At 33.6% G+C, this 13,093-nt stretch carries 13 protein-coding genes, 1 tRNA gene and 1 riboswitch; of the genes, 6 read left to right on the top strand and 8 right to left on the bottom strand.

Annotation, left to right across the window (positions count from 1 at the left end):
- Positions 1 to 10: 10 nt before the first annotated feature.
- The 5 genes from H7355_RS09180 to H7355_RS09160 all read right to left on the bottom strand — a co-directional run bounded on the left by H7355_RS09180 (position 11) and on the right by H7355_RS09160 (position 4,010).
- Entirely contained in the window at positions 11 to 571 is a 561-nt protein-coding gene (locus tag H7355_RS09180) for a hypothetical protein (protein ID WP_186646737.1), read from the bottom strand.
- Positions 572 to 768: 197 nt separating this feature from the next.
- Positions 769 to 2,019 (bottom strand): aminotransferase class I/II-fold pyridoxal phosphate-dependent enzyme, encoded by a 1,251-nt coding sequence (locus H7355_RS09175; RefSeq protein ID WP_186646736.1) that lies wholly within the window; start codon positions 2,017 to 2,019, stop codon positions 769 to 771.
- Positions 2,020 to 2,070: 51 nt separating this feature from the next.
- Positions 2,071 to 2,610 carry a cupin domain-containing protein gene (locus tag H7355_RS09170; RefSeq protein ID WP_186646735.1) on the bottom strand — a complete coding sequence of 180 codons (540 nt, stop codon included), beginning with the start codon at positions 2,608 to 2,610 and terminating at the stop codon, positions 2,071 to 2,073.
- A 210-nt stretch (positions 2,611 to 2,820) separates the two neighbouring features.
- Positions 2,821 to 3,651, bottom strand: coding sequence for an IS3 family transposase (locus H7355_RS09165; RefSeq protein WP_315861830.1), 831 nt, complete (start codon positions 3,649 to 3,651; stop codon positions 2,821 to 2,823).
- Positions 3,648 to 4,010 carry a transposase gene (locus H7355_RS09160; protein ID WP_186646734.1) on the bottom strand — a complete coding sequence of 121 codons (363 nt, stop codon included), beginning with the start codon at positions 4,008 to 4,010 and terminating at the stop codon, positions 3,648 to 3,650. Before H7355_RS09160 ends, H7355_RS09165 begins: the two co-directional genes overlap by 4 nt.
- 204 nt (positions 4,011 to 4,214) lie before the next feature.
- On the opposite strand from H7355_RS09160, the gene H7355_RS09155 reads away from it, so the two are divergent.
- The 3 genes from H7355_RS09155 to H7355_RS09145 all read left to right on the top strand — a co-directional run bounded on the left by H7355_RS09155 (position 4,215) and on the right by H7355_RS09145 (position 5,458).
- Positions 4,215 to 4,291, top strand: a tRNA-Met gene (locus H7355_RS09155).
- 274 nt (positions 4,292 to 4,565) lie between these two features.
- On the top strand, positions 4,566 to 5,006 hold the full coding sequence (locus H7355_RS09150) for a hypothetical protein (RefSeq protein WP_130605800.1): 441 nt from the start codon (positions 4,566 to 4,568) through the stop codon (positions 5,004 to 5,006).
- 14 nt (positions 5,007 to 5,020) lie between these two features.
- Positions 5,021 to 5,458: a hypothetical protein gene (locus H7355_RS09145; protein WP_186646733.1), complete on the top strand. Its 438-nt coding sequence runs from the start codon at positions 5,021 to 5,023 to the stop codon at positions 5,456 to 5,458.
- On the opposite strand, the gene H7355_RS09140 is transcribed toward H7355_RS09145, so the two are convergent.
- Positions 5,455 to 6,654 carry a bifunctional 2-methylcitrate synthase/citrate synthase gene (locus H7355_RS09140; RefSeq protein WP_186646731.1) on the bottom strand — a complete coding sequence of 400 codons (1,200 nt, stop codon included), beginning with the start codon at positions 6,652 to 6,654 and terminating at the stop codon, positions 5,455 to 5,457. The genes H7355_RS09145 and H7355_RS09140 overlap by 4 nt on opposite strands.
- Before the next feature lie 91 nt (positions 6,655 to 6,745).
- Positions 6,746 to 6,903: riboswitch (adenosylcobalamin (AdoCbl) riboswitch) on the bottom strand.
- A gap of 95 nt (positions 6,904 to 6,998) precedes the next feature.
- Here H7355_RS09140 and H7355_RS09135 point away from each other — a divergent pair.
- Both H7355_RS09135 and prpB read left to right on the top strand, forming a co-directional pair.
- The gene (locus H7355_RS09135; protein WP_186646729.1) at positions 6,999 to 8,504 is read left to right on the top strand and encodes an MmgE/PrpD family protein; all 1,506 of its coding nucleotides are present in this window, start codon (positions 6,999 to 7,001) and stop codon (positions 8,502 to 8,504) included.
- On the top strand, positions 8,504 to 9,406 hold the full coding sequence (gene prpB / locus H7355_RS09130; protein WP_186646724.1) for a methylisocitrate lyase: 903 nt from the start codon (positions 8,504 to 8,506) through the stop codon (positions 9,404 to 9,406). The genes H7355_RS09135 and prpB overlap by 1 nt, the downstream gene beginning before the upstream one ends.
- A gap of 131 nt (positions 9,407 to 9,537) precedes the next feature.
- Here the strand turns inward: prpB and H7355_RS09125 are convergent, their stop codons facing one another.
- A complete protein-coding gene (locus tag H7355_RS09125) occupies positions 9,538 to 11,532 on the bottom strand; it encodes a hypothetical protein (RefSeq protein ID WP_186646722.1) in 1,995 nt (664 codons plus the stop codon).
- Positions 11,533 to 11,568: 36 nt separating this feature from the next.
- On the bottom strand, positions 11,569 to 11,916 hold the full coding sequence (locus H7355_RS09120; RefSeq protein WP_186646720.1) for a DUF423 domain-containing protein: 348 nt from the start codon (positions 11,914 to 11,916) through the stop codon (positions 11,569 to 11,571).
- 223 nt (positions 11,917 to 12,139) lie between these two features.
- Between H7355_RS09120 and H7355_RS09115 the strand changes: the two genes are divergently transcribed.
- Positions 12,140 to 13,069 carry a ParA family protein gene (locus H7355_RS09115; RefSeq protein WP_186646718.1) on the top strand — a complete coding sequence of 310 codons (930 nt, stop codon included), beginning with the start codon at positions 12,140 to 12,142 and terminating at the stop codon, positions 13,067 to 13,069.
- Positions 13,070 to 13,093 lie beyond the last annotated feature (24 nt).

Here is a 13,093-nt window from a genome sequence, read left to right as displayed (position 1 = left end):
AGAGAAGTCTTTAACTTCTCTTCATACTTGGAAGCTTAAACTCATTTAAATATTTCTTCATACATTCAATCATTTCCTGTTCAAATTTCCAAAACCAACGGCCTTGCCGCGTACTGGAGTTTAGATCAACTTCAAAGAGAAAGTCCTTTTTTTCTCTTCCATATAAGCAAATAAAGCAATAAGTATTCGTTAGTTGTATCGTTCGATACATACCACTATTAACATTAAAGAGTGTGCTTCTATCTCTATTTAAAATAACACCCACTCGCTCAGAAGTCTCTGGCATCTTTATCTGACTCAATTCCAGTTCTTTATAATGGTAAGTTTGCATACGGAGATTTTTGAATTGATGCAAAAAAGGATCTCTTTTTAGATAATTTTTTTCAATATAATATTCAGATAAACCAAGATTATCTATTCCGAGATTAATATGAATTCCCGTCTTCAAATTGACTATATTTGGATCAATGTAACAAAAATAATCATAAGCCTTGTTTCTGAATATGATTTCGTTGATATTTTGGTTAACATAGTCTTTTTTCAATAAATATATACTGTCTCTAAAATCCATAATAATTCCAAAATATACAAAATAGAAACCTAATAAGGTGCTTTCTAGTGCTATTCTTCTCAAAAATTATAAAATATTGAGACAGAATTAAACATATTTATAAATCGCTTATAGTTTTCTATCAAGCATATTAAATTTTATTTTTAATAAACTAATTACTTATTTTAATTAGAGACTTATAATCTTTCAATTTTGGATCATAGCTGAGTATTTAATTTAAACTCATTAATAATACTGCAAAACTTAAAAATATGTTCCTTTTTATGATCAGCAGCAAAAGCAAATCTAAGCATGCTTCTTCCTTTAGCGACAGTAGGATACATTGCAGTTAAAACAAAAAATCCGTTTTTCCTCAAGATTTCTGCACATTGAATTGCTTTTTCTTCATCCCCTATTAATAATCCACGAATCGGAATCTTTAGCTTTCTATTGATGACACAGTTTTCTTCCACTAAAGCATCAAAGTAACTGACATTTTCCCAAAGTTTATTTTGTAGTTCCGTTAATTCATCAGAAAGGTGTATTTCTGCAGATTTAATAGCAGCATTAACTATCGAGAGAGCAGGAGGATTGCTAAAAAGATAAGGTGTACAAAACTGCTTAACTGTTTCTTTATCTGCGCTGGTTGGAAGCAAAAGAGCTGCCGCATTGGCACCAAAACCTTTTGACAGTGAAGAGCATAAAATAAGTCTTCTAGGAAATTTATTGTTTAAATAATCAAGAACAAAACCACAGCCATTTTTCCCGTAGATTGATGTACCATGAGCATCATCTAGATAGACATAGCCATTATATTCTTCTGCAAGATTAAAAAGATGTGTAAGTGGGACAATTCCACCCATAGAACCAACGCTATCTGATAATGAAATCGGTGTCATTTCATTCTTATATGCAAAAGCAAATGCATTAGACAATTCTTTATCATTTTGAAAGTCGACAACTAGCACAATCCCAAATTGCTCCATAAGTCCTCTATTGATCTGAATTGAAGCATGCGCAGTTTTATCAACTATAAAATAAACACCATTTTTTTTCACAGGAAAGCTTGGCATTTCACCTGAAGACAATAAAGGAATAAATCCAAGATGGGTCAAGTGCAAAGAAGAAAACAAGGTAACAAATGAATCGCAAAATATTTTTTGTAATAAGTCTTCTAGGATAACAAAACTTTTTACTCGCAATCTTGTTCTCGCTATTGCAAAATTTACTCCAAAATTCTCTAATTCATGTTGTGATGCTTCAATCACTCTTTCATCTAAATCTAAACCAAGATAGGAGCATGAGGCAAAATCAATAAGCTTTTCTCGACTTTCTAAATGTATTATTCTTCCTCTTTCTCTTTTTATAACCACTGAGTCATTAATATACTTAAAAGCTTTTACTTGATGATTTTTTGCATTTAATATTTTTTTCTTTTGCCAATTATCTTCATTTGATTTTATTTTCATATTAACATCCTTTTATTTATTATTATTTTCTCAAACGAAAGAATATGAATTTTATAATTCTCTTCCTGAAATAGGATCTTGAAATGATTTAATCTTAAAAGATTTTGGAACATGTGCTCCAAGCATAACAAACACCATAACTGCTGGTTCAGAACTAATATTTATCCACCCATGGACAGTTGCCTTTTGTACTAAACAATCTCCTTCATTTAATTTTACTATTCCATTCTCTGTAGTTAGTTGCATTTGTCCTTTAACAACAACAGCAAAATCAATTGTTGTGGTACTATGTAATCCATATGTATTAGCGTCAATCGTACACGAATTTTCTTTTGCAAAGACCTCAATCTCAGAAAATGGAGGGAATATTGTTTTAATAAATTGGACTGCACCGGGCTTAATATTAAAATTAAACTGCTCTAATTTATCTTGCTCCCCATTAGGTTCATTGGGAGTTTTTTCATTATACCACAATTGAGTTATTTTATGTCCATCTGGTAATTCAATTATGGGATTTATATTTTTATCTTCTACGATAGAAGAGGTGTTATTTCCAATATTATCTACAATAACAAGCCTGGAATTATACATATTTTCGTCCTTGAAAATTATTATACAGAAATATAGAGCATGTGAATTATATTTTACTTAAAATTTTAAGTAAAATATAAATTATAATATATTATGAATATTTAATAAATAGTCATAATACCACATGGCACTTCAACTACTACATCCTAATTAACGAGTCAACAAAACTATTTTATGATATGCAATGGCCCCAATTCAGTTGACACATGATTAATGTGAATTTTGATACTGCACAGGACTCATCATAGCAAGTCCTGAATGAGGTGCGTAATGATTATAATCGTAAAACCATTCTTCTAAATGCTCTATAACCCAATAAGTAGAATAACAATCATTGATATAAACATAATCTCTTTTAAATGTTCCTACAAATGCTTCAGCCATTCCATTGCTAGAAGGGCTATATGGAGCAGTATAGCAAGGTTTTAATCCAAGTGTTCTAGCTATATTTTGAACCGATTTATCTCTATAAATCGAGCCTCGATCACTGAGCCATTCTATTTGCCGCTGAGCCTTGTAACTTTTAAATCTTTTTTCCACCGAGCGTATCATTAATTCTTGAATAGATTTTCCTAATAATGGTTCCTTTGACGCAACGTAACTAATCGCTTCTCTATCTTTACAGTCTAAAGAAAACGCAACATAAAATTTTTCATCGTTAAAACAGCGAATTTCGAATGCGTCTGAACACCATCTAGTATTTGAATGAAGAGTTACAATTTTTCCTGTGCCTGTATGATTTGTTCTTTGCACTTGATTTTTAGGAAGGAGGAGACCATTTAATTTCATTATCCGATATATTCTTTTTTTATTTATTCTCTCACTTTTAGAGTCTTTAAGCACATTATTAACCATGGCTGTTACTCTTTTATAGCCATACGTAGGCCTTCTTTCTACGACCTTTTTTATTAGAGGTAACATGATTTTATCATCTTTTTTAAGATAATTTTTCATTAAGACCACCCTGTCTTTATGTCTGTAAGTCGATTGTCTTGAAATGTTTAAATTTCGACTTACAGAAGATACCGAATATTTATTTATTTTGATGACTTCATTTGCTGTTTCAACAAGGCTCTCTGTTGGCTCTTTTTTTTAAGAATTTCAATAGCATCAGTTAATATAGCTTTATCCACTGTTAAAGTTGAAACCGCTCTAGCCAAATGCTTATTTTCTTTTCGCAATCGCTCCATTTCAGCTAGAATTTCTTCCATATTATCCTTTGATTTTATTGTATTATCAGTCATGCTTAAGCTCCTTTTCCAGCTATACAGAGTAACAGGGTGGATCTGGTGCTTACGGGAAAGTATTGATAAACTCAACCCCAAATTGAAATGTTCCTCCAATATTGCACGTTTTTCATGGTACCCGAATCGCCTACGTGGCTCTGCTAACTTGTCCATTGTCTCCCCTTTCCTTGGTAAAAAAGTGTCAACTTGAAATAGAGGTTATGATCAGATATTATTGATTTTTATTTCCAATTTTATGTATCTATGCCAGTTTTATCTATTTCATCATTTCCGCTAGAGAATCTATGTGCTCAAGCAAATTTTATAGATCTCCGCTTGACTTTTCCTAATGCCCATACTAATTGCTTCATTCACGATGGCAGGGTAGCTCAGCTGGTTAGAGCGGAGGTCTCATAATCCTCAGGTCGGTGGTTCAAGTCCACTCCTTGTCACCATTTAACTTCATGTAATTATTAGCTTATCCAAATCAAGCCCAAACTTCCACAATAATAAAAAATGTAGTTAAATAAGTAATGTTAGCATGTTATATTTGATTTTAACTCTCTATATTGTCCTACGCAGTCTCTTCTCCACAAGTATCAGCAAATATTGCCGGAGACATGATAGCCAAGTCCCGATCTTGATTGTTGAATATGAAAAAGGTTAACGTCATCCTTGATTGAGATAATTTTCACAATCGTATTCTACTCTCATTAAAGGCTTGCCCCTATGGAAAAAAACAACCGTGTAAAACTCTATTTTAACAACAGTTGTGGATTTCTTGCTCTTTTATCTCCATTGCTCCCTTGGATGTCTTATGGAGTGGGTTCTAAAACAGGTATAGATATTGGTGATAAACCTTCTTATATTATCCTAATCTCTGCAATTTGCCTTATTTTAATCTCATCAATTTTGTATAAAACGGATAGATTTAGGAAAGTACTTTTATTTTTTGCACTCTCAGCCTCGCTCATACTTTTATCTTTGTATTTATATGAAATAATTAGTATCGCTTACCAAACAATGATTGCGAAAAGCCTTCCTACCGAAATGTTTGGAGTTGTCTCTCTCTCAGCAAGCCAAATCAAGGTTGGATATGGACTTTGGCTAGGAGGATTCGCTTCCTTAATGTCTACAATTATTAACTTCATTTCAATACGCTTAAAATAGGCTAGGAAAGACTTATGGAGTTTATAGAAGTAGAAAATATTTTTGATTTATACCCTGAAGCTATTGCGCATCCTGTTAATTGCATTGGATTATCTCACGACCCTTTTACAAAGAAAATAAAAAAAGTTTGGTCAGATTATTATAGAAATTATGCAAGAGCTTGTTTAAGAAAACAGCTCACACCTTATAAAGCTTATTATCACTCTATTGAAGCTCTTTTTGGTACAAAACATATTGTTACGTTGACAATCCGCAACAATTGGCAAGAACGCTTAAAAAAAGAATCTATGAAAGAAATTTTAAATGCTCTAGCGCTTCATTGCAAAAAAGAAAATATATTATCAATTGCTTTACCAGAAATTGAAGGTGTACCAATCTCATGGCTTAAGCTGGAGCTTGAAAATTCTTTTCAAGATTATCCGATAAAGATTTATTTATTTAAAAATATTTAGCTCCGTTCCTTTAATGGAATTATTTTTCGTTGACTCTCACCAACGTATTCACTTAAAGGTCGTATAAGTCTGTTATTATTATGTTGCTCAATTATATGTGCTGACCATCCAGCTGTGCGTGCTATAACAAAAATAGGTGTAAAAAAATCAATATCAAAACCCATCATATAATATGCTGGACCCGTAGGAAAATCGAGATTAGGATAAATATTTTTTTTCTCAACCATAACTTTTTCTAAAGCATCATACATTTTTATCCATTTTAATTCGTTTTTTACATTACTGACAACTTGCAAATATTTTTTCATAGTAGGAACGCGTGAATCACCTGATTTATAAACACGATGGCCAAAACCCATAACCTTCTTTTTTAGAATAAGCGCATCATTCATCCATTTTTCAGCTTTATTTGGATCATCAATTTCAAGCATCATATACATGACTTGTTCATTTGCTCCACCATGCAACGAACCTTTCAATGCTCCAATTCCAGCAACAGTTGCAGAATAAATATCTGATTGGGTTGAAGTAACAACACGAGTTGTAAAAGTTGAAGCATTGAAACTGTGTTCAGCATAAAGAATTAAAGAAACATCAAATGCCTTTACAATTTCTTTTGCAGGTATTTCTTGAAAACACATATGGAAAAAATTTTCAGCAAATGAAAGATCTTTTCTTGGATTTATAACAGATTTACCTTGTCGCAAGCGATAATGAGCTGCAACCATAGTTGGAATTTTTGCTAAAATTTGTATTGCCTTCTCAAAATTAACATCTTGTGATTGACTCGAGTCTTTTTTTATATCTTCACACCCTAGTATAGAAACAGATGTTCGAATAGCATCCATCGGATGTGTTTCTTTAGGTAATGATTTTAATGTATTTAAAATAGTTTTCGAAATACATCTCTGCTGACTTTCTGTTTCTTTAAAAGATTTTAATTGACTGAGAGTTGGCAGTTCTCCTTGCAGTAAAAGATAAGCTACTTCTTCAAAAGAACAATTTTCAGCTAAGTCTTGAACAGGATAACCTCTATAGATGAGCGAATTCGATTCTGGATTGACTTTTGAAATTTTGGTTGTATCAATTACAGCCCCTTCCAATCCCTTTTTTACATTAACTTTTTCAGGTTCTGGAACATAATCTGGATTGATATGAATATTTTTTTGTACGCCAATATCTTCCAAATTGTTCATAACTTTTCCTCCGAAAGAGCTTGGCTTTTTTTATCAGCAGGAAAAGAAAGACAACCTCAAAATAGAGTCTTTTGTGTAAGATTATATTTTGATGACGTGTCCTCTCTTTACTCCGAAGAGAAAGCCACAAGCATTGGTTTTACTCAACAAAGCGATCGGACTTAGAAAAAAAATTTTTCTTTACCGTTGCGGGACAGTGCCGGAGTTTCACCGGACTTCAGCTTTCATTGAGTGATTGAATGATCTCAGAAGGCTAAGTTAATTTGAACCTTGATGTCAATGAGAGCTTGACGAGATTTCAACTCACCAGTAATTTTAAAGAAATTTTTTAAGAAGGAAAGAGCATGAAAAAACACCTTGTTCGTGTCCATCAGTCAAAAGAAAAAATTGACAGAAAAGATCAACTCGCTTGGAAAATTGCTGAATTAGCATCAGATTCTTATAAAATGAATAACAATGTTTTAGATATGGTCATAAATAGAATAATCGACAATGCTTCAGTTGCTATTGCATCCCTTAACAGGACACCTGTCGCAACGGCGCGCGCGATGGCTATTGCCCATCCAAGAAAAAATGGTTCCACTGTTTTTGGTATGCCAAATGAATATCAATTCGATTGCGAATGGGCTGCTTGGGCCAATGGTACAGCAGTAAGAGAACTCGACTATCACGATACCTTTCTAGCCGCAGACTACTCACACCCTGGGGACAATATCCCTCCAATTTTATCTGTCGCTCAACAAATGAATATGCCCGGAAAAGATCTTTTAAAAGGAATTGTTATAGGCTATGAAGTGCATGTAAATCTTGTAAAAGCAATTTGTCTGCATGAATTTAAAAAAGATCACATTGCACATCTTTGTCCTGCTCAAGCTGCTGGCATTGGGGCAATGCTCAATCTCCCCACAGAAATTATTTTTCAAGCTGTACAACAGGCCGTTCACGTCTCGTTTACAACACGCCAATCGCGCAAAGGCGAAATCTCTTCTTGGAAAGCATTTGCGCCAGCACACGCAGGAAAATTAGCAATCGAAGCCGTAGATCGTGCCATGCGAGGCGAGGGGAGCCCATCGCCAATTTATGAAGGAGAAGACTCAGTCATAGCCTATATGTTAAGAGGGAAAGAAGCGGTTTATGAAGTTCCTTTACCTGAATTAGGTGAAGAAAAATTAGCTATTTTAGAAACCTATACAAAAGAACACTCAGCGGAGTACCAATCTCAAGCTCTCATCGATCTTGCACGCAGAATGAAACAAAAAATTACAAATTATGAAGACATTGATAGTATTCAAATTTATACATCTCATCATACGCATTATGTGATTGGCACAGGTGCAAATGATCCACAAAAAATGGATCCAAATGCCTCACGCGAAACTCTCGATCATTCTATTATGTATATTTTTGCTGTTGCCCTGCAAGATGGTACTTGGCATCATATTCATTCCTATGCTCGTGAAAGAGCACAAAGAGCAGATACAATTCGTCTCTGGCATAAAATTTCAACTATTGAAGATCCTGAGTGGACTCGTAAATATCACGAACAAGATGCAAATAAAAAACAATTTGGTGGACGGGTCGAAATCAAATTCAAAAATGGTGAAAAACTGATTGATGAACTGGGCGTTGCTGATGCACATCCGAATGGCTCACGCCCCTTTAAGAGAAAAAATTATATTGATAAGTTTGACAGTTTATCTGAAGGAATTATTACAAAAGAAGAAAGAAACCGTTTTATATCTCTCGTTGAAAATTTAGCAGATCTCACAGACAAAGAAGTCAAACTGTTAAATGTACAAGTTGAAATGCAAAATTTAGATCATAAAACGCAAGCAAAGGGGATATTTTAATGCTTTTTCCCGAATGCACGCCTATTGAAAAAAGAAAGACTTTGCGAACTGCGTTGAAGTCAGGCAAGCTTTTGCAATTCCCAGGATCCTGGTCTCCCTTAATCAGCATGGCTATCGAAAAGCAAAACTTTGATGGAATTTACATATCAGGTTCAGTTCTTTCAAATGATCTTGGTTACCCTGACATTGGGATGACAACATTAAGCGAAGTCGCCCAACGTGGGCGCCAGATTGCACGCACAACAAAACTACCGACACTCATAGATATCGACACAGGTTTTGGTGAGCCCATGAATGTCACACGCTCTGTGCAAGAAATGATAGAGATGGGATTGGCGGGTTGCCATATTGAAGATCAAGTAAATCCTAAACGCTGCGGGCATTTAGATGGAAAGTCCATCATTGGACAAGAAGAAATGCTTAGAAAAGTAAAAGCCGCTGTTCATGGTAAAAAACTAGATGAAAACTTTTTTATTATTGCACGCACAGATGCACGTGCCACAGAAGGACTCGACAAGGCTATTGAACGTGCAAAAGCCTATGTCGATGCAGGTGCAGAATGTATTTTTATAGAAGCACTTGAGAATGAAAAAGAATTTGAATTATTTCGCAAAGCAATCTCTGCACCTCTGCTGGTCAATATGACAGAATTTGGAAAATCAAAATTATTCACTTACAACCAACTTTCCAATCTTGGTTATAATATTGTTATATATCCTGTCACTACATTTCGTTTAGCAATGAAAGCATCTATAGATGGTTTAATAGAAATTAAAAATAAAGGGACACAAGAAGATATATTAGACAAAATGCAACACAGAAAAGATTTATATTCGCTAACAAAATATGAAAATTATAATGAATTCGATCAAGATATATTTAATTTTAAATTAAAGAATTAGTTTTTATTTTAGTGCTGTATGATCTATTTTATTTTAAAACGGAGCTACACGATTTCTTTTTTGCCTTTGCTGTGAATTATAATATTTAACTAAACATAATTCAGTGAATAATAATTTATAATGATAAATTATTATTCCGACATTAAAAAGATCACAGGTCTGATATCATCTTCCTCAGTTGACTCCCAGTACTGAACAAGAACTTTATAGGTGATTATACCTATTTCTCCCTCACCAAAGAGTACATAAAAAATCGCTTGTTCCATCGCATTTTTTCTTGCTAGTCCTAAATAAATAGCTATAGGATCTATTTGTTCACTAATATATGCCACTGTATTTGGAATTGCCACAGCTCCACTAACTTCAATAAAATAATTGCTTGAATTGTCATCCATTTTTGCGACTTTAATAAATAATGGAGCGACAAATTCACTTCTATCATCTCGCAAAGTAACAGAAAGAAAGGCGAGGGGTTCTGTGCATTTATAATGCTTCTTAATTTTCTCTTCTTTCCGCTTAAACCATGTTTTATCACCTGAAGAAATAGGCACCAAATTAACTTTTTTATTTGTAATAGTTGACCACAAAGCAATAGATTCATCATTTATAAATTTATGAGATTCAACTCTCAGTTCAAAAGCCCTCCGCCAACGACTGATTGCACTTGCAAATAAAATTGCAATAAAAAATACAAACGCAATGATCATACCATCAGGTCGAGATGAAACATTATCAATTAATGTGAATGCAAATACTGCTGAAACAAGCCAAAAGTAATAAGATTTAATGCGGATTTTAAAATTTTTCAGTAAAATACTATCTTTTCTTATTGAAAGAGCTACGGCAACTGATGCAGATAAAATCAAAGCAAGTACACCTGTCGCATATGCTCCAGCTTGCGCATTCACATTGGCATTGAAAATAATCAGTATGATTAGACTTATTAGAGTGATTAAAACCACCAAAGGTCTACGCATTTCAACCCATCGAGGCGCCATGCCGAACCTTGGTAAATAACGAGGAATAACATTTAATAAACCCGCCATTGCAGAAGCACCGGCAAACCATAAAATGATTATTGTACTTATATCATACACTGTCCCAAAGACACTGCCTATATGTTTATGTGCTAAATATGAAAGAGCTCTGCCAGAAGCTTCGGCTCCATCCATTACTTGGGATTGTTTTAATAAAATAGAAGTGACAACACTTGAAGCGATAAGATAAACAGACATTATGATAGCCGAGCAAAGCAATAACTTTCGAGTCCCTTCAATTCTTTTTAAAGGAGGACGTTGAACGGCTTCAGGTCCTTTGCCATTGTGAATAAGAGGCATGACAGCGACACCTGTCTCAAAGCCGCTTAAGCCAAGAGCAAGTTTTGGAAAGGCCAAAGCAGAAATACAAAAGAGTCCAAGCCAATCCACTTTAAATATGGGATTAGAAATCCATTCATAGATTAAATAAGGATCCTGATAAATTACATATGTTGATTTCACTACTACAATCAAAGTTAATATTAAAAAAGGAATTGTACTTGCAATTGCTACATTTATTGCTTCTTTAAAACCTATAAAAAAAACAATTCCTAATAAAATGATAAGACATATTGAAATATTTAATGTTGAATGACCTAAGTAAACATTTATAAGAGGATTTTCTATGATATGTGAAGCCGCATCTGAGGCAGAGAGTGTCATCGTTATGAAGAAATCTGTTACTGCAAAAGCGATTAACGCAAGAACTACAAATTTCCCACTCCATCCACCCAGCAAATTTTCTAACATCGCGATTGAGCCTTGCCCTGTATATGAACGTTTCGCAACTTCAATATATGTAGGGACTGCACCAAATAATGTAAGCAAAACAAGCAAGAGAGTGGCAAAAGGGGCAAGCACCGCGACAGCCATCAAAGCAATTCCAGGTTGATAGGCTAAGGTCGAAAAATAATCTACACCTGTAAGGCACAACACATTGAACCAATGATGCGTTCTTTCGACTTTTTTGGGTGATGTATCATTTTTTATATAAAAACTTTTCGATAGAAAATAAGACAATTTTGAGATAAAAGGATGAGACTGAGCTTCAGTTTTTTTCTCATTCTTATTAGTTTTATTTTGATCCATAATTCCTCTTAATACTTTATAAACATAAAATAAATATTATTTTTTTATGTTTATATCAATAAACAAAAAGACCCAACCTACCATAAAACAGACTCCGCCAACTGGAGTCACCGCACCTAGTATTGGGAGATTTAATATAACTAATAAAAATAATGAACCTGAAAATATAATACAGCCTAATAAAAAAAATAATTGCGATCTTTTCTTATGAGTCAGATAACATGATATTAAACCAGCAAGAACATGAATAAAAAGATAAAGTGTTGCCGTCTTCCAATTTTCCATATATGCAGCAGAAACTTTTTCTTTTATACTATGCGCACCAAAAGCACCAAGAGCAACAGCAAAAAATCCTAAAATAGAAAATATTTTTGGGTAAAACATGCGGGATCCTTTAATTTAAGATAATATCGCAACGTCAAAATTTTGACGATATTCGTTTAAATCTGAGCAAATAAACAAAAACAACAAATTTTATTTGCAAAGTATACTATTTATTAAGGGAGCATTTCTCATTGGACTACCTCAATAGAAATCAGCATAAAATAGAATTGAAGAAGCAGACAGCAAATTGGTGACTATATTTTATCTTATTTAAGGAGCCTCTATGTCAGATAAAAAAATTAAAAGAGTCGGCGCTACAAAATCAAATATTCCAAAATCAAATATTCCAAAATCAGAATTTAAAAATTATGAGCGTCCTAAAAGTATAAGAATTATATCAGTCTGCAATCAAAAGGGAGGCTGCGGAAAGACGACGACTGTCATTAATGTTGCAACTGCAATTGCTAAACTTGGACAAAGAGTTCTAGTTGTTGATCTTGACTCACAGTGCAATGCGACTTCTGGCTTAGGAATTGAACTCTCTGAAATTGAAAAAAGTATATTTGAATTAATCGTTGAACCAAAAAAAACTAATTTAGAAGATGTTATTCTTGAAACACAATATGAAAACTTGCATATAGCACCAGGCTCGATTGAACTATCCGAATTTGAAAGTAGAATGGCAGGTGAAATTGGGCGGGAAAATCGACTCAAAAAAGCTCTTTTACCTCTTCACAATCTTTATGACTTTATTATTATCGACACCCCACCTAGTTTAGGATTATTAAGTATCAATGCACTCAATGCATCCAATGAAGTGCATATTGCCCTGCAAGCACATCCATTTGCTTTTGATGGTTTAAATTTATTGTTAGAAACTATTTCCTTGATAAAAGAAGAGCTAAATCCAAAATTAAAAATCACTGGTTTAGTTATGACTATGTTTGATTCCAGAACAAAGTTATCGAGAGAAATTGTTGATAAAGTTAATTCCATTGAAGAACTTAAAAATAGTATTTTTAAGACATGCATACGTCAAAATGTAAAATTAGCCGAAGCTGCAAAAGCCAGAAAATCTGTGTTAACTTATGATCCATCTTGCACAGGAGCAATTGACTATATTGCTTTAGGCAAAGAAGTCTGCATGCAGAACATACAAATATCCGAACAAAGAAAAAATGAAAACATTACAATTGATACAGTCGTTATTTAGATTGATGTGACGACACATCATCTC

Source organism: Fluviispira vulneris (genome assembly GCF_014281055.1).
GTDB lineage: Bacteria > Bdellovibrionota_B > Oligoflexia > Silvanigrellales > Silvanigrellaceae > Silvanigrella > Silvanigrella vulneris.
This window is presented reverse-complemented; position numbering and strand designations above follow the sequence as displayed.